Source organism: Thalassomonas sp. M1454 (genome assembly GCF_007097525.1).
Lineage (GTDB): Bacteria > Pseudomonadota > Gammaproteobacteria > Enterobacterales > Alteromonadaceae > Thalassotalea_A.
In genome coordinates this window covers 102,213-121,019 of the sequence record NZ_VKDD01000002.1, presented here as the reverse complement: position 1 = coordinate 121,019, position 18,807 = coordinate 102,213, and the positions used below count along the sequence as shown (strand labels likewise).

Annotated in this window: 12 protein-coding genes; 4 read left to right on the top strand and 8 right to left on the bottom strand. The window is 38.2% G+C overall.

Annotated features, from left to right (window positions below):
- Window positions 1–34: 34 nt before the first annotated feature.
- The 3 genes from FNN08_RS02480 to FNN08_RS02470 all read right to left on the bottom strand — a co-directional run bounded on the left by FNN08_RS02480 (window position 35) and on the right by FNN08_RS02470 (window position 5,184).
- Window positions 35–1,324 (bottom strand): DNA recombination protein RmuC, encoded by a 1,290-nt coding sequence (locus FNN08_RS02480; RefSeq protein WP_143583158.1) that lies wholly within the window; start codon window positions 1,322–1,324, stop codon window positions 35–37.
- Window positions 1,325–1,512: 188 nt separating this feature from the next.
- Window positions 1,513–3,531, bottom strand: a complete 2,019-nt coding sequence (locus tag FNN08_RS02475) for a prolyl oligopeptidase family serine peptidase (RefSeq protein ID WP_143583156.1) — start codon at window positions 3,529–3,531, stop codon at window positions 1,513–1,515.
- Between the two features lie 129 nt (window positions 3,532–3,660).
- Entirely contained in the window at window positions 3,661–5,184 is a 1,524-nt protein-coding gene (locus tag FNN08_RS02470; RefSeq protein ID WP_143583154.1) for a fumarate hydratase, read from the bottom strand.
- Between the two features lie 174 nt (window positions 5,185–5,358).
- On the opposite strand from FNN08_RS02470, the gene pabB reads away from it, so the two are divergent.
- The 3 genes from pabB to FNN08_RS02455 all read left to right on the top strand — a co-directional run bounded on the left by pabB (window position 5,359) and on the right by FNN08_RS02455 (window position 8,839).
- Window positions 5,359–6,756, top strand: coding sequence for an aminodeoxychorismate synthase component I (gene pabB / locus FNN08_RS02465; protein ID WP_143583152.1), 1,398 nt, complete (start codon window positions 5,359–5,361; stop codon window positions 6,754–6,756).
- Between the two features lie 30 nt (window positions 6,757–6,786).
- A complete protein-coding gene (locus tag FNN08_RS02460) occupies window positions 6,787–7,356 on the top strand; it encodes a CoA pyrophosphatase (protein WP_185962547.1) in 570 nt (189 codons plus the stop codon).
- Between the two features lie 106 nt (window positions 7,357–7,462).
- A complete protein-coding gene (locus tag FNN08_RS02455; RefSeq protein WP_143583148.1) occupies window positions 7,463–8,839 on the top strand; it encodes an L-serine ammonia-lyase in 1,377 nt (458 codons plus the stop codon).
- 106 nt (window positions 8,840–8,945) lie between these two features.
- On the opposite strand, the gene cysB is transcribed toward FNN08_RS02455, so the two are convergent.
- From cysB to FNN08_RS02440, 3 genes are all read right to left on the bottom strand, one after another.
- Window positions 8,946–9,920 (bottom strand): HTH-type transcriptional regulator CysB, encoded by a 975-nt coding sequence (gene cysB / locus FNN08_RS02450; protein ID WP_143583146.1) that lies wholly within the window; start codon window positions 9,918–9,920, stop codon window positions 8,946–8,948.
- A 172-nt stretch (window positions 9,921–10,092) separates the two neighbouring features.
- A complete protein-coding gene (gene topA / locus FNN08_RS02445) occupies window positions 10,093–12,783 on the bottom strand; it encodes a type I DNA topoisomerase (protein ID WP_143583144.1) in 2,691 nt (896 codons plus the stop codon).
- 362 nt (window positions 12,784–13,145) lie between these two features.
- The gene (locus FNN08_RS02440) at window positions 13,146–15,290 is read right to left on the bottom strand and encodes an Ig-like domain-containing protein (RefSeq protein WP_143583143.1); all 2,145 of its coding nucleotides are present in this window, start codon (window positions 15,288–15,290) and stop codon (window positions 13,146–13,148) included.
- A 238-nt stretch (window positions 15,291–15,528) separates the two neighbouring features.
- On the opposite strand from FNN08_RS02440, the gene FNN08_RS02435 reads away from it, so the two are divergent.
- The gene (locus FNN08_RS02435; RefSeq protein ID WP_143583140.1) at window positions 15,529–16,863 is read left to right on the top strand and encodes a dicarboxylate/amino acid:cation symporter; all 1,335 of its coding nucleotides are present in this window, start codon (window positions 15,529–15,531) and stop codon (window positions 16,861–16,863) included.
- 83 nt (window positions 16,864–16,946) lie between these two features.
- Here the strand turns inward: FNN08_RS02435 and FNN08_RS02430 are convergent, their stop codons facing one another.
- Complete coding sequence (locus tag FNN08_RS02430; RefSeq protein WP_143583138.1) at window positions 16,947–17,594, bottom strand: thiopurine S-methyltransferase; 648 nt, start codon at window positions 17,592–17,594, stop codon at window positions 16,947–16,949.
- Window positions 17,595–17,697: 103 nt separating this feature from the next.
- Window positions 17,698–18,729 (bottom strand): protease SohB, encoded by a 1,032-nt coding sequence (gene sohB, locus FNN08_RS02425; RefSeq protein WP_143583136.1) that lies wholly within the window; start codon window positions 18,727–18,729, stop codon window positions 17,698–17,700.
- Window positions 18,730–18,807 lie beyond the last annotated feature (78 nt).

Genomic DNA, 18,807 nt, shown 5'->3' with positions numbered 1-18,807 from the left:
ATGCATAGTTTCAACAACTCTGACACCTTGATATTTAGTTTAATTTAGCCTGCGTGTCATCAGTTAATTCTACTTGTTCAATTTTCTCAAACCGGCCTGAGATTTTCTCGGCTGAGGTATGAATTTGCTTCACATCTTGTGCTGCTTGGTCGATATGCTTGGCAAGATTATTAAAGCGAGTTTTAAAGCGGCCAAAGTCTGCGCCAAGGTAGGATAAATGCTCTTGTATTAGGTGTATCTGTTTGCGTGTTGCTTCATCTTTAAGTACCGAGCGAGCCGTAGTTAAAATGGCCATTAAGGTCGTTGGCGAAGACAACCACACTCGTTTTTTGTAAGCTTCTTCAACAAGATCTGGATAATGAGCATGGATTTCAGCAAAAATAGCTTCAGCAGGAATAAACATAATCGCACCATCGGAGGTTTCATTGTCAATTAAGTACTTATCGCTAATGTCATTAATGTGCTTTTTAATATCTGTTTTAAATTGACGCTCAGCAAGCTTTCTGTCGCTCTCACCTAGCTCTATATTAGTCATTTTCTTGTAACTTTCTAATGGGAACTTCGAGTCTATAACAACGTTACCCGTTGGCTTTGGTAAAAATAAAATACAGTCGGCAATTTTACCATTAGATAGTGTGTGCTGTAGTGAAAAGTGTTTTTCGGGTAATACATTACGTATTAAAGCATTTAGCTGCACTTCACCAAAAGCTCCACGAGAGCGTTTATCGGCCAATACTTCTTGTAAGCTAACCACGTTAGTGGATAACTCGGTAATTTTTTTCTGAGCATCATCAATTAGAGCTAAGCGCTTTAATATGTCGTTAAAAGTTTTAGTGGTTTTATCAAAACCATCCGATAAACGTTTTTCAACGCCGGCTGAAATATCTTGTAAACGCTTATCTGTATTTTGCGTTAACTCACTCATTCGTTTGGCCATAACTTCTGAATTAGTGGTTAATGACTTCGCTAACTCTTCCCGACTTTCTTTGGTTGACTTATTCAAGTGAGCAATCAGTTGATTGATAGCAAACATCTGATTTTTATTGAATTGTTCTTTATGTTCATTCAATTGCTGTAATAATTTAATTTGTAATTGCGAGCTTGAATTCTCAAGATTGCTGCGTAATTTCTCTTGTTGTTGTTGACCTAATTGTTGCTGCTCTTGCCACTGTTTTAACCGGTCTTGAACAATTGAATTATCTTTGCTTTGTTGCTGTAACGATGTAGTTAGCGATGAAACTTTGCTCAATAAAATCAAACAAAAAAGCGTTAAAACACTTAGTAAGGAGATGGTAATAATGGAGAAATGAGGAATATCGTTCATAGTAATTCTTATTAATAGTTGTGAGCAGACTTAAACACTGTCTATATTTACAGTTAACTTAACCTTTAGTTAGCTTTACAGTCAAGTTAATACGCTAATAAACAATGTAGCTAATTGTTTTTAAGTAAAAAAAATCTCGATATTGAATCGAGATTTTTAATGATATAAGTAGAATATACTAAGCTAAATTATTTAACGTATTTTTCCATCCAACTAAATACTTCGCGATACCATTCTTTTAAGTTATCTGGTTTGCGAATATGATGGTCTTCATCAGGAAACATAACCAAACGAGAATCAATACCTTTACGTTGTAAGGTAGTAAATGCACCTAAACTTTGACCGTATGGCACTCGGTAATCTAGTTCACCTTGAATCACTAACATTGGCATTTTCCAATTATCAACAAAACGCGATGGATCAAATTTAGAGTACTCTTCTGGTTTTTCCCAAATTGGACCGCCAAAGTCATGCTCAGGGAACCAAAGCTCTTCAGTTACGTTATAAAAGCTCTTCATATCGAATAAACCAGCATGGTTGATAATACACTTAAAACCGTCACTCCAGTTGCCCATGATCCAGTTCATCATGTAACCACCGTAAGAAGCACCAAGTGCACAGGCGTTGTCACGATCTAACCACTTTTCCTGTTTAGTAATAAACTCTAAACCTTTTTGTAAATCTTCAAGTGGTTTGCCACCCCAATCGTGTGAAATTGAATCGGTAAATTCTTGTCCATAACCAGTTGAACCATGGAAATCTACCATAACAACACCGTAGCCTTGAGCAGCCCAAAGCTGAGCATTCCAACGGTAATGGAACATATTACCAAAGCTGCCTTGCGGACCACCATGGACTAAAAATGCGATAGGATACTTTTCGCCCTCTTTGTAATTAGCAGGCTTAACCCAGTAACCGTGTACTGTTTCATTATTCCAACCTTTAAAAGTGAACTGTTCAAACTCACCAAGCTTAACATCAGCCATTTTAGCTTTGTTTACATCAGTGATTTGCTTAAACCCATAGCCATCTTTTTTGATGGTATAAACATCACTTGGACCCGCTAAGTTGTGCAAAGTAAAATACAAGTCATTGCCAGAAAATGTTACATCGCCAGCGTAGCCTTGATTATAAATAGGTGTTACTTCACCAAACTGCACATCGATATCAAAAATACTCTTTTGCCCAAGGTCTTGCGCAACAGCATAAACGCTGCGATTGTCTTGTGAAAATTGGAAACTAGAAATTGAACGATCCCACAAAGGAGCAACATCTTTGACATCGCCAGTACGTAAATCTTTTACCATAAGGCTAAATTTATCTGACTCATATACAGGAGTTTTCATCGCCTTATAAGCTAAATAACGTCCATCTGCCGAATAAACTGGCATAGCATCCCAAGCCGTATTTTTCTCAGTAAGGTTAACTATGCTGTTGTCTTTTAAACTAACTTCAAAAATATCCCAATTGGTTGTCCATGCATGGTCAACACCGGGAGTTTTCGCTGAAAAAGCAATGCTTTCACCATTTGGGTTAAATGACACCTGCCCCATTCCGGCAAAGTCAGTATCCCAATCAGCCATCAAATCTTGAGCTTGAGTTGTTAGTTTACCTTGCTCTAATTTAGCGACAAATAAATGGCTTTTAAATTTGTTTAACCAAACATCCCAGTGACGCACCATTAATTTATCGTAAGCACGAGTGTTATGTTTCTTTGCTTTTTCATTGGCAAATGCTTCTAAACTACAAGTGAAATCTTTACAACCAGGTAAAACCGTAAAGCTTAAGGCCAGTTGTTTCTCATCATTAGATAACTTAAAACCTTCAACATCTAAAGGAAAGTTAGTTAATTGCTGTGCTTCACCGCCTTTAACACTTATGTACCATAGCTGGTTTGAACCACTGCGACTTGAAAGAAAGTACACCCCTTGGCCATCATTAGCCCAAACAGCCGAGCTTTCACTACTGCTGTGACTGGTTAATTGAGTTACGCTATTATCTTTAATATTTTGCAGGTATAAATGATTGCTGCCTTTTTCTTGGCCTTTCTTTAAGCCAAATAATAATTGGCTACCGTCTGGAGATATCGCAACATCGTGTAATTGATTTAAGCTATTAAGTTTATCTACCGTTAATACCTCGGCAGAAGTGGTAGTTGCCAATGGCAAAGCCATTAATGCTACTAGGGGAAGTAATTTAGTTTTCATAGTTTCTCTGTTGTACATTTATATTAATTATTGAAATTATTATTGTTTTTATTTCAACTGGGCTGATATTTTTTACCCATAAAAATAACAAACGCCCTAATGGGCGTTTGTGTTACACCAAGCGTTAAACTAGGCTTTAAGCGCTTCGTCTAAGTCTTGAATTTTGGCTTGCCAAATAGCAGGACCAGTTACATGAGCTGACTCACCAGTGCTATCTACAGCAACCGTTACCGGCATATCTTCAACTTCAAATTCATAGATTGCTTCCATGCCCATATCTTCAAAAGCTACTACTTTCGCTTTTTTAATTGCTTTTGAAACCAGATAAGCCGCGCCACCAACAGCCATTAAATAAACTGATTTATGATTTTTAATCGACTCAACTGTTGCAGCACCACGTTCAGCTTTACCAATAGTGCCTAACAGGCCGGTTTGGGCTAACATCATCTCGGTAAATTTATCCATTCGTGTTGCAGTTGTTGGGCCAGCGGGGCCTACCGCTTCATCACCAATAGCATCAACAGGGCCTACGTAATAAATAAACTTGTTAGTGAAATCTACAGGTAACTCTTCACCTTTAGCTAACATGTCTTGAATTCGTTTATGGGCAGCATCACGACCAGTTAAAATAGTGCCTGAAAGTAAAACAGTTTCACCTGTTTTCCATTCACTCACATCTGCTTTAGCTAGTTCGTCAACGTTAACTCGGCGCACATTCTCACCAACTTCCCACGTAATTTCAGGCCACTCTTCCAGTTTAGGAGGCGTTAAATCTGCAGGTCCTGAGCCATCAAGATGGAAATGTACATGGCGAGTCGCCGCGCAATTTGGGATCATAACCACAGGTTTAGAAGCCGCATGAGTTGGTACTGAATTAATTTTTACATCAACTACGGTAGTTAAACCACCTAAGCCTTGTGCGCCAATACCTAATTTATTTACGCGTTCAAAAATTTCTAAACGTAGCTCTTCTTCAGCATTTTGCGGACCACGTTCAATTAGCTCTTGAATATTTACCGGATCCATTAGGCTTTCTTTGGCAAGCACGCCAGCTTTTTCAGCTGTACCGCCAACACCTATACCTAACATTCCTGGTGGGCACCAACCCGCGCCCATTGTTGGTAATGTTTTAACAACCCAATCAGCAATTGAATCGCTTGGGTTTAACATAACCATTTTAGTTTTATTTTCACTACCGCCACCTTTAGCAGCGATCATTACTTCAACTTCGTTGCCTGGAACTAAGTCAATATGTACAACCGATGGGGTATTATCTTTGGTGTTGATACGCTTGCCAGCAGGGTCTTTAACAATTGATGCTCGTAGCGGATTATCAGGGTTAAGGTAAGCACGACGTGTACCTTCATCAACCATTTGTTGTACCGTTAAATCAGTTGCATCCCATTGCACAGCCATGCCAACTTTTACAAAACAGGTAACAATACCGGTATCTTGACAGATAGGTCGTTTACCTTGAGCAGACATACGAGAGTTAATTAATATTTGCGCTATCGCATCTTTAGCAGCTTGACTTTGTTCTTTATTGTAAGCTTTTTCAAGCGCTTGGATAAAATCTAAAGGGTGATAAAAAGAGATGTATTGTAAAGCATCGGCAATGCTATCAATAAAATCCTGTTGCTTAATAACAGTCATAATATTCTCGTTTGTTATGTTATGTAATGGAATGTAAAAGTGACCATATAATACAACAGGCAAATATCTTCAACAACTAGACATTTAGCTATATTCGTAATATTTTTTTGCTACAATAACGCCAATAATATCTATTGGACAATTTTGTCTAAGACTGGGAATTTCAATCGAGTAATGAACGATACCACCTCTTCACTACCTTACTTTACATGCGAGTTAAGCGTTGCTAAAGATTTAACACCTGAGCAGTTATTTTCAGCGTTCTCAAACGATAACTGGGCATTTTGGTTAGACTCAGGCAATAGCTCCCACGTTGATTGTCGTTTTGATATTTTCGTATTTGAGCCAATTGTGACATTAAAAACAGCCATAACTAGCACTCGAATTTATTGGCCGGCACAAGATAAGTTAGAATTATCAAACCAAGACCCGCTTTTATTAATTAAACAATTACAAAGTAAGATATTTCCTGAGACAATTAATGAGCATAATGACATCCCTTTTTGCGGCGGTGCTCTTGGCTATTTTAGTTATGACTTAGGTCGCCGTTTTGAGAAGCTGCCATCAACTTCAGTCATCGATATTGGTTTACCAGATATGGCTGTTGGCATTTATCGCAGTGCGATTATTTTTGATAATAAAACTAAGCTGTTTACCTTAGTCTCTCACGATAATAACCTAAGCGAATTAATTGAGAAAATCAGCACAAAATTAGCAGCAAACTCTGCTATAAATAGCACATTTGAGCTTACCTCAGAATGGCGCGCAAATATGACTAAAGAGCAATACCGCGAAAAGTTTGCCAAAGTACAAGAGTATTTACTATCGGGGGATTGCTACCAAATTAATTTAGCGCAACGTTTTAGTGCAATGTATGAAGGCGATGAATTTGCTGCTTATAAAAAACTGCGTGCCAGTAATAATGCACCTTTTTCAGCTTTTATGCGCATTGAAGAAGGCGTTATTTTAAGCATTTCTCCAGAGCGTTTTTTACAGCTAAAAAATCAAAAAGTCCAAAGTAAGCCAATCAAAGGCACGCGTCCTAGAAGCAATATCGCCGAGTTTGATCAAGAGCATGCAATTGAATTGCAAAACTCAGCCAAAGATCGAGCTGAAAACTTAATGATCGTCGATTTACTACGCAATGATATTAGTAAGGTATGCCGTGCCGGTACGGTAAATGTGCCATCTCTATTTGAAATTGAGAGCTTTCCAGCAGTACATCATTTAGTAAGCACTGTTGAAGGCATGCTACAAAGTAATTTCGATGGCACGGACTTAATCCGTGGCGCCTTCCCTGGTGGTTCAATAACCGGAGCTCCAAAAATTCGAGCAATGGAAATTATTGAAGAGTTAGAGCCTAATAGACGTAGTGTTTATTGTGGCTCAATAGGCTATATCTCAGCATGTGGAAAAATTGATACCAGTATCACCATCCGAACTTTAGTTTGTGAATTTGACAAAATTCATTGCTGGGCAGGAGGCGGTTTAGTTGCTGATTCAAAAGTTGACAGTGAATACCAAGAAACTTTTGATAAAGTTAACAAAATTTTGCCTATACTGAAACTATAGTAGTACTACAATAGCAGTATAGGTGTAGTTTTGAATAAACAGCAGTTTTTACAACGTTTCTCTTTTCATGGTCTTGATAACATCAGTAGTCCTTATTTACATCATGGACAACTAAAACAAGCCAGTGTCCTCATCCCTCTGACCTATTCAGATGATGGCATTGAAATTGTATTAACTAAACGAGCCGCACACTTAAAGCATCACGCAGGTCAAATCAGTTTTCCAGGCGGAAAAGTTGAAGAATTTGATAATAGCATTATTTCTACAGCGTTAAGAGAAGCGCATGAAGAGATTGGCTTACGTCCTGCAGATGTAGACATTGTCGGTCAACTCAAAGATTATCACACCATAACTGGGTTCAATATAACACCTATAGTGGCTTTTATTCCAAGGGACTACCCTTTCGTTAAAGATGATAATGAAGTATCTGAAATATTTACCGTACCATTTAATCACTTTATCAATGAAAAGAATCATTTAGATATAGAGGTTAAACGTAAAGGTATTAAGCATAATATTTATTTTATGCCATATTTAAACTACAACATTTGGGGTGCAACGGCTGCAATATTAAAAGATTTGGTTGTGCATTTGAAATAATTCAAACATAAGCACAACTATTGTTTTAACATTTGGATTTATACGTTAGAATCCGAACATTATTTTAACAAGGCGGCACATACCGCTCATTTATTCAGGTTTAAGCATGATTAGTGTATTTGATATGTTTTCAATTGGTATTGGCCCTTCGAGCTCACATACCGTAGGCCCTATGCGCGCCGCCAATCGCTTTATTGAGTCATTAAAAAATGATGGCAGTTTCAATAAAGTTAACCGCGTTAAAGTAGAGCTTTTTGGTTCTCTTGGACAAACAGGTATTGGTCATGGTACTGGCAAAGCCGTTATTTTAGGTTTACATGGCGAAGCACCGGAGTCGGTAGCGGTAGATAAAATTGACTCAATTCTTGAACAAACCGTAGCGACTGAAAAAGTTGTTTTAAATAATGAAATGGATATCGACTTTCCAAAAGAAGATGCCATTATTTACCACCGCCGTAAAACACTGCCTGCACATGCTAACGCAATGACTATATATGCGTTCAATGATAATGATCTGATACTTGAAAAAACTTACTACTCTATCGGTGGCGGTTTTATTGTAGAAGACAGCGAGTTTGAAAAAGAAAAAGACAAAGCGCTTTCTCTACACAGTAATATTGAGCGTCCATACCGTTTTTCTTCAGCTGATGAACTGCTATCTATTTGTAAAGAAACAGGCTTAAGTATTAGCTCGGTAATGATGGCAAATGAAAAATGTTTAAATGAAGAAAGCTTTATTCGTAGCGAATTAATTAAAATTTGGAATGCTATGTTCTCCTGTGTAGAACGCGGCATAAATACTGAAGGTATATTACCTGGCGGCTTAAAAGTAACTCGCCGCGCGCCAAGCTTACACCGACTACTTACCGTTGAAAAAAATGCCGACCCTTTACAAGCAATGGACTGGGTTAACTTATTTGCTTTAGCAGTTAATGAAGAAAATGCGGCTGGCTCACAAGTAGTAACGGCTCCAACAAATGGCGCTGCCGGTATCCTGCCGGCGGTATTATGTTATTACAACAAGTTTGTTAAACCAGTTGCTGACGAAGATTGTATTCGTTATTTATTAACCGCCGCCGCTATTGGTATTTTATATAAAACCAATGCATCTATTTCAGGCGCAGAAGTAGGATGTCAGGGTGAAGTTGGCGTAGCGTGCTCAATGGCAGCTGGTGCACTAACTGAAATATTAGGTGGCGATCCTAAGCAAGTTGAAAATGCAGCTGAAATTGGCATGGAACATAACTTAGGCCTTACTTGTGATCCTGTTGGTGGTTTGGTACAAGTACCTTGTATTGAGCGCAATGCTATGGGCTCAGTTAAAGCCATTAACGCTTCTCGTCTCGCAATGCGTGGCACAGGCACACAAAAGGTTTCTTTAGATAAAGTAATAAAGACCATGTGGGAAACGGGTAACGACATGAAAACTAAGTATAAAGAAACATCTCGAGGCGGCTTAGCAGTTAATATTATTGAGTGTTAGAAACTAGAAACTAGAAACTAGAAACTAGAAACTAGAAACTAGAAACTAGAAACACAATAAACAAAAAAAGACGCTAATGCGTCTTTTTTTATGCCTAAGTAGTTAATTACCTTACCGGTAATTCAATATCACCAATAAGTTTATCAACTTCTTGATTATTCTTAAGTAGCATAGCTTTAGTTACAATGTCTTTATTTAAATGAGGTGCAAAACGCTCAATAAAGTCAAACATATAACTACGTAAGAAAGAGCCTCTTCGAAAGCCTATTTTAGTCGTGCTTTGCTCAAAAATATGGCTTGCATCTAAAACAACTAGATCCGAATCTTGCTCAGGATCGATGGCCATAGTCGCGACTACACCAATACCAACACCTAATCGAACATAAGTCTTAATAACATCAGCATCGGTTGCGGTAAATACAATCTTAGGCTCTAAGTTTGCTTGTTGGAATGCTTTATCTAAAACCGAACGGCCAGTAAAGCCAAATACATAGGTTACTAATGGGTGCGCCGCAACATCTTCTATCGAAAGTTTAGAAAGCTGAGCTAATGGATGATCTTTACGTACTATGATACTGCGATTCCAGTGATAACAAGGCAACATGATTAAATCATTGTATAAGTGCAATGATTCTGTCGCGATAGCGAAATCAGCCTCACCTTTAGCTGCTGCATCACTTATTTGCGCAGGAGTACCTTGATACATATGCAGTGACACTTTGTCGTATTTTTTGACAAAGCCTTTAATCACATCAGGTAGTGCATAACGAGCTTGAGTGTGCGTCGTCGCAATTCTGAGCTTACCCTCATCTGGCTGAGTATACTCTCTGGAAACAGATTTTATGCCTTCAACCTTTGATAGAATATCAGACGATATGCGAATAATTTCATGCCCTGCTTGAGTCACATGAGTTAAGTGTTTACCTGAACGGCCAAAAATTTGTACGCCGAGTTCATCTTCAAGCATTCTTACTTGCTTACTTATTCCTGGCTGAGAAGTAAACAAACTGTCTGCTGTAGCAGAGACATTAAGGTTATTGTTAAGGACTTCGACGATATAGCGTAATTGTTGTAGTTTCATTAGTTATAAATAATAGCTTTCTTATAATCAAAATATATATCATTCTCTATTTTTAATCTATAACTTTTTAACCATTGTTTAACAATCTTCAAAAATTTGCTTGAGATTGAAAATAAAAAGGCCTAACTTGAAATACAAATTAGGCCCTTAATAATCTTAGCTAAGCTAAAACTTACTTCTTCTTAGCTGCTGCTTTTTTCGCTGGTTTCTTAGCCGTTTTTTTGGCAGGAGCTTTTTTCTTAGTCTCTTCCTCTACCCATTTACCATCGACGTATTTTGCTACCCAACCGGTTGCTTTACCTTCAACTTCGGTCATCACATACTGCTCTTTGGTTTTACGAGAGTAACGAACAACAGCTAAATTACCTGCACTATCTTGTTGCGGTGCATCAGCTAAGTAGTAGAATTTTTCAGAAATCCTATCTCTAAAGCGATGTAATTCAGCAACTTTAGGAGCGCGAGTCTCACGTGATTTAGGGAAAGTACTTGCCGCTAAGAAAATACCCGCTGCGCCATCTCTTAATTTAAAGAAGGCGTCAGACTTTTCACACTTAAGCTCAGGTAAATCCACAGGATCTTCTTTTGGTGGAGCCGCTTCACCGCTTGCTAGCAGTTTACGCGTATTTTTACAGTCTTCGTTAGTACAATCAAAGTACTTACCAAAGCGACCGTTTTTAAGCTCCATATCAGATTCACAGCGGTCACACTCTAATACCGGACCGTCATAACCTTTTATCTTAAATTCGCCCAATTCGAGCTCGTAGCCATCACATACAGGATTATTACCACAAACATGCAACTTGCGAGTTTCATCAATTAAATAACTATCCATTGCTGTGCCACATTTGCCACAACGTTTCATCGCCATTAACGCTTCAGTTTCTGAATCTTCAGAAGTAACACTTACCGCTTCTTCACCAGGCGTTAAGTTCATGGTTTTAGTACAACGCTCTTTTGGCGGTAAACTATAACCAGAACATCCTAAGAATACGCCCGTAGATGCGGTACGAATGCCCATCTTACGTCCACAGGTAGGACAGTCGATATCAGTGAGTACAGGTAAGTTTTGCTGCATCCCACCTTCATCCATACCCTTGTCGGCAATAGCTAACTGTTTAGTAAACTCGGTATAAAACTCAGTTAATACGTCTTTCCAAAATGCTTTATCGTCAGCGATTTCATCAAGGCGCATTTCCATATTGGCAGTAAAGTCATAATTCATTAACTTTTGGAAACTACCAGATAAACTGTCTGTTACGATTTCACCCATTTTTTCAGCATAAAAACGCTTAGATTCAAGGCGCACATAGCCACGATCTTGAATTGTTGAAATAATCGACGCATACGTTGATGGACGACCAATGCTACGTTTTTCTAATTCTTTAACTAAAGATGCTTCACCAAAACGAGCAACCGGCTTAGTAAAGTGTTGGCTAGGCTCAAGATGCTTTAATTTAACTTCTTCGCCCACCGCTAAATCAGGTAAGTGTGTGTCTTTTTCGCTACCGGTTTTATTAGCACTACGACTGTGAACCTTGGTCCAACCGTCGAAACGCATCACTCGACCTTTAGCTTTTAAGTCAAACTCACCCGCAGTAACCGTGATCGTTGACACATCATAACGTGCAGCTGTCATTTGACAGGCAACAAATTGACGCCAGATCAAATCGTATAATCGACGAGCATCTGCTTCCATATTGTCTAATAAAGCGGCTTCCATTTTTACATTTGATGGACGAATAGCCTCATGCGCTTCTTGTGCATTAGACTTAGCGCCAAATACTTTAGCTTTTTCAGGTAAATAATTATCACCGAAATTTTTACCAATAAATTCTCGACAGCTTTCAACCGCTTCTTTACTTAAGTTGGTTGAGTCGGTACGCATATAAGTAATGTGACCAGCTTCGTATAAACGCTGAGCTAGACCCATAGTACGCTTAACACCAAATCCTAAGCGAGTACTCGCGGCCTGCTGTAATGTTGAGGTAATAAAAGGTGCTGATGGTGAACTTTTAGAAGGCTTATCTTCCCTTTTACTTACTTTATAGTTAGCAGCTTTTAATGCACTAACCGCAGCCATGGCGTCGGTTTCGTTGGTAGGCTTGAACGCTTTACCATTTTGATGAGTGACATCAAGCTTTAACTCTTCATCGCCTTTTGCGATGGTATCAGCTTCAATGTCCCAATATTCCTCTGGCACAAACGCTTTGATTTCACGCTCACGCTCAACAACTAACTTAACTGCAACCGACTGTACGCGACCTGCAGATAAGCCTCGAGCAACTTTCTTCCATAATAGAGGGCTAACCATAAAGCCAACTACTCGGTCTAAGAAACGACGTGCTTGTTGCGCATTAACGCCGTGCATGTTCAATTCACTTGGTTGCTTAAACGCTTCTTGAATTGCTGACTCGGTAATTTCGTTAAAAACAACGCGTTTAAAACGACTATCATCTCCACCGATAAGCTCTTTTAAGTGCCAAGCTATCGCCTCTCCCTCTCTATCCAAATCGGTTGCGAGATAAACCATGTCGGCCTTGTCCGCGAGAGTTTGTAATTCGGTGACGACTTTTTCTTTACCTGGTAGTACAGCATAAGTAGCAGCCCAATCTTTTTCTGGATTAATACCCATACGATTGAACAAAGCTACTTTTTCACGTTTTGCTTTATATTTTTCTTTTGCAGCAGGCGTCATCGCCCTAACTTCTGCAGGAGATTTAGTTGCTGCTTTTTTACCTGTGCCACTTGTAGGTAGATCTCGTACGTGACCAACACTTGATTTAACAATGAAGTCTTTACCGAGATATTTGTTAATTGTTTTCGCCTTTGCTGGAGACTCCACAATTACCAGAGATTTTGCCATAAACGTTTACTTTCCTGTTAAGCCAGGCCTGATTATTCAATCTGAAATAGTATATAAATGAGTTAAATAGTTATAAAACTCAAAAAAATTAGTCAATTGCTATTAGGTATATATGTAATTTTTCTTACTTACAAGCAATTATTTTAACTCTTTATGATTCTTTTTTATGAAAGAGTATTATTTTCGGGGTAATTTAAGTGCGCCATCATAATAAATTTTTATGTGAAATATAAAGCAATTATTTATTTATTTACGACTAGCAGACAAATATGTTCGTTATTTAAACAAAGTGCTGCAGTTAATTTCCATTATCCATAAAAAAAGCCTCAAAGAGGCTTTTTATTATTAGAAGCATAATCTTCCTAAGGAACGACTACCGGAGCTGTAATTACAATACTGATAGGTGAATATGTAGTCTTCACACCAGAAGGCGTTGTAACTTCTACAATTAGACTACCTGATTTAGGCTCATCTTCACCTTCAATTGATACACTAAATGCTCGTCCACCATTATGATTATCATTAGGCCAAACAAATGTATCAGGACCAACAATTGAACCGGCAGTGGCTGTAAATTCAATAATGGTACCCGCTGGCATCGGTTGATTATGGATATCTGCAATGATTACACTCGCCGCTGCTGTATTCTCACCAGTAATATTAACAACGTTATCGTCAGGAAGGTTAAGGCTAATGTCGTCATGAGCATCAATTGTTTTATCAACGGCAAGGTAAGCATGACTTCCAGATGCAACAATAACTAAACTACCTCGAACGTTTACTGATTTTACATCTGAACATAAATTATTAGCTTGTGCTTCTTCTGAACAAAGTACTCCATTGTATTTTAAGTCAGCTACATCATATATAGTGTCAGTATTAAAATCGGCAAATTCTTCATTTTCGCCTCCTACTTCACCACCAGCTTGTTGAGGGTTAAAAATCCCATCTTCGTTATGATCAACATAAGCTTCACCAATATCATATGGATGATTAGCAACATCTTGGCCATTTAAAAACTGAGTAGCTTCAGCGCCCACATCAAATAGACCATTGCCATTTAGATCTGCAAAAGACTCTTCACCAATCGCAGTAGCGAGTATAGTTACTCGACCACCATATTCCTGCCCCATATTATTTAAAATTTCAGGTAAAATATTATTTTCAGGGTCTAACTCTTGACCTGCAGGAATTGGGTTTTGACTTACCCACTGAACACTACAAGCACCGCCTTCAGTTGTACATTCAGGTGTAATAGAGCCGCCTTCAGCAGTAAAATAAACAGCTGTGCCGTCTGGCACCGGGTTATTAAAAGCATCTGCTAAACGAGCTGTAATATCAACAGTTGTACCATCAATATGCAAACCTTCAACATTGACATTACTAGCTGATAAACTAAAACTATCTTGATCAGGAATGCCTGTAGAGATAACTAACAAGCTTGATTGAGATGAAATTTGTGGTAAAGAATCAACAATAGTAGCTGTTACACGAACGGGAGTAGATACAGTCCCTGAATTAACAGTTACCTGTACTAAACCGCCTTCTCCAGATGTTGCTATATTATTATCAAGTTCTATACCGCCGATATCAGTGTTCAATGAAAACTCAACTTCAGTATTGCTAACAGGGTTACCGTTTTCATCTAACACTCTAAAAATTACTGTAGAAACTTCAGTACCACCAATGCCTTGTAATGAAATATGTTGCGGGGTTGCACCAATAAACTCAACACTACCAGCATCTGATGGTAAAACATTTATTGTCGCTGTTGCAGATAAGTTCACACCACCGGCATTAGCTGAAACTGTAATAGGATCATCACCCACACAGCCTTTAGCTAAATATGTACTTGAAGCGATTCCGCCGCTAGCAGTAACTCCAGTACTTAAACTTGCTGTACCTTGAGAAGAACAGTTAGAGCTAAAGTTTACTTCTACCGGTAAAGTGTAAGGATTACCACTCTCGTCAATTATATTGACACTAACAACGCTAGTACCACCAGCTGAAATTTGACTTAAACTTAACTCTGCTGCATTTTCTGTAAATGGCGAACCAGAGCCCATTTGTAATTCAGTAGCTCCAACGACAATAATTTTATCTATCGATTCACCATCTTTTAAAGTTGCAGTTACTGTACCGGCACCAAGTTTGTTACCAGCATAAATATCAACACTTGCTTGACCATTATCATCTGTAATAGCTGTAGGAATAGGGATTTCACCTATATCTGAACTAAACGTAACTATTGCAGGTCCACTAAGGCCTCCAACATTAACCACTAGTTGCCCAGGGGTTGTAACACTGATAGCAGTGATCTCATCAGAAGTATTTGGCGATACTAGATCAATACTTAAGGTTAGGTTTGATACCTCTCCAGTATCTGTAAGAACCTCTTCTGCACTGCCATCGACGGACACATCATCTGAACCATCTAATGAATCGCCACTACAGGCAGCTAGAAAAATTAGTGCCAATGGATAAATTAAATTTTGAAAATGCTTCATATGAGCGCTCTCCCTGAGTTTATTTTTATTTTCAATTTTTTCATAGTAACTGATTAATTACAAAATAGTTACCTTTAAACACAAAAAAAATATTGCTCAACACAATTTAAATATTCAACAATGCAAGATAGAGTTTATCCTTAGCAATATCATTAACATAGTGTTAACACCTTTTATCTAATACACTATATAATTAATGTCATATTTTAATTTTTAATCTAACTTAAAGACGGTTCTTATGAATAAAGAAAGCGCTAACAGTTTAACCCGCCGCATTGTTATAGGTATGTTTGCTGGTATCCTACTAGGCACAATATTCCAAGCAATGCTTCCTAAGGGTGGAGATTTACTTATTCCTCTATACCTTTTTGACTTTTCTGTCAGAGGCTTTTTTGTAGATGGAATATTTGAGATAGGTGGCAAGATATTTGTTTCTTCTCTACAAATGCTTGTTGTACCTCTGGTTTTTGTGTCACTAATTTGTGGTACCTGCTCATTAAACGATACCTCTAAACTTGGTCGTATCGGCGGTAGAGCCGTAGGTTTGTATTTATTAACCACAGCGATTGCTATTACTTTAGCAATCATCGCGGCATTAATTGTACAGCCTGGCGAAGGGGTTAATATGGCCTCCGATGTTACTTATGGCGCTAAAGAAGCACCATCGTTAGCACAAGTTATTATCAATATGTTCCCAAGCAACCCATTTGATGCGTTTGTTGAAGGTAACATGCTACAAATTATTGTCTTTGCTTTATTGTTTGGTTTAGCAGTTGCATTAGCTGGTAAATCTGGTGAGCGCATTGCGAGTATGTTTGAAGACTTCAACGAAGTTATCATGCGTTTAGTGGTTATATTAATGAACCTTGCGCCATACGGTGTATTTTGTTTAATGACCACCCTATTTACTGAGTTAGAATTTGAAAAAATTACCAGCTTAGTAAAATACTTCTTACTAGTTTTGGGCGTATTAGTAATCCATGCCTTGGTTACTTACCCGGTAATATTAAAACTAATGACTGGATTAAACCCGGTTATATTTATTAAGAAGTTACGCACTACCGCTTTATTTGCTTTCAGCACTGCAAGTAGTAACGCAACAATTCCTTCAACAATGAATACAACGACCAAAAAGCTTGGTGTAAATAACTCAATCGCTTCATTTACGGTTCCTCTTGGTGCGACCATCAATATGGATGGTACGGCAATTATGCAAGGTGTTGCGACGGTATTTATTGCGCAAGTATTCAACATTGACTTATCGGTAAGCGACTTCTTAATGGTGATCGTTACCGCTACTCTTGCTTCAGTTGGTACAGCAGGTGTTCCTGGTGTTGGCCTTATCATGCTTGCTATGGTGCTTGCTCAGGTTGGTTTACCTGTAGAAGGCATAGGTTTAATCATCGGTGTTGATCGTTTACTAGACATGGTTCGTACTGCTGTAAACATTACAGGTGATTCGATGGTAACGGTTATCGTTGGTAAGTCTGAAGGTCAATTAGATGAAGCTGTATACAACAGCGAAGATGATACTAGTAAAGATAGAATTGACTTCCATCATTTAAAAGAATAATTCTTTAGGGTTACCCCTAATAAGTAACTTAGCAAAAGGGCCACTAACTAAAAGTTAGCGGCCCTTTTCTTTATCAGATAACTTTACCCTTTAATTATATACAAACTCTCAACTAACTTAGATACAGGTAGACTTCTTCGGGCAAATTTTTGCCCAGTCAAATCCCTAGTTGCTACTTTAGTTATCTCATAACCTTGAAATAAGCCTTCAACCTCGCTTTGTGTTACTGAAAATGGTGGGCCGATAATCTCCCCTTGTGGAAACTCAAGAGTCAGCAGAAACACACGAGTATTGCTCTGTATAAATGATTTTAAATGCGCTACATATTGGCTGCGCATATCTTCAGGAAAGGCAATTAAAGCAGCTCGGTCGTAGATCCAATCAAATGGCTTAAATGAATCTGACTTTAATGAGAAAAAATCGCCCTGATAAAGACTAATATTGCCTTGTTCGAATACATTAAAGCGTAAGGTTTGTTTTATATTAGGGATTAAGTGGTTGTCATGAAAGAAATCGCGGCATGCAATAGCGCTTAACTCATTACCGATAACTTTAAAGCGTTTTGAAAAGTAAAGTAAATCAGAGCTTTTACCGCAACAAGGAACAAAAACTCTAGAGTCCTCGGCTTCAATAAATTGTGGAAAGTATTCTATTAATAAAGGTTGTAGCTCGTCTTGATGAAAGCCTATATGGGTATTTTCCCAACACTGATGCCAAAAATCTTGTTTCATCTATCCCCCTAGTCTTAAAAACCCAGTTCAGATCGCTCCAAACTGGGTAAATTCAATAAAGTATTATGAAGCTAGCTTAGTCTAAATAACTAAGTCTTTAAACTTAGCTTGGGAAAATACGATTCTTTTGCAGCAATTTTCCTGCTGTTTGCTCTATTGATAAGCTAGCGGCTTTAGCAAACTTGTCGGCTAAGCCTTTTTTAACTGAATATTTAACCGCAATAACTGAGCGCTCTTTAGCTGCATTTTGTAAGTAATCATCACTGGTTTGGATGTTATCAACTAATCCCAGCTCTTTAGCTTTTGTGCCGAACCAGTGCTCACCCGTTGCCACCTTAGCAATGTCTAAACTTGGACGGTGTTCACCAACAAAGTCTTTAAATAAACCATGAGTTTCTTCTAACTCTTCAACGAACTTTTCTCTGCCCTTATCTGTATTTTCACCGAACATAGTTAAAGTACGCTTGTACTCACCAGCGGTTAATTGTTCAAATTCAATATTGCTCTTTTTTAATAATTTATTAAAGTTTGGTATTTGAGCAATAACGCCTATTGAACCAAGAATGGCAAATGGTGCTGCAATGATTTTATCGGCAACACAAGCCATCATATAACCACCACTGGCAGCAACTTTATCTACAGAAGCGGTTAAAGGGATCCCTTGTTGGCGAATACGATCAAGTTGTGAAGATGCAAGCCCGTAGCCATGAACCATACCACCACCACTTTCTAAACGAACAAACACCTCATCTTCTTTAGTCGCAACAGATAATATTGCGCTAATTTCTTCGCGTAAGCTATCAACTTCTTTCGCGTCAATGCTACCTTTAAACTCAACAACATATAAACGTGGCTTAGTCTCAACTTCACCGGATTTAGCCGCTTTAGCTTGCTCTTTTTCTTTTTTCTTTAGCTCTTTATCATGCTTTTTTAACTCTTCTTTGCTTAACAAGTGCTCTAACATGTGCTGTTCAACATCAGCGTATTGTTCTGTTAAGTCATTTATTTCTAGCTCGCCTTTTTTATGTTTTTGTTTATGGGCGGCACCAGCGATAGCAGCGATAATGGCAATGACAGCAATAACGAAAGTAATTACTTTGGCAAAAAACAAGCCGTATTCGTACAAAAATTCCAAGTTTTATTCTCCTAAACCTGCCAAATAACAGAGTTTGTTGATTAAATAGTTTTATTTTAAATTATGCTAATTCTACAC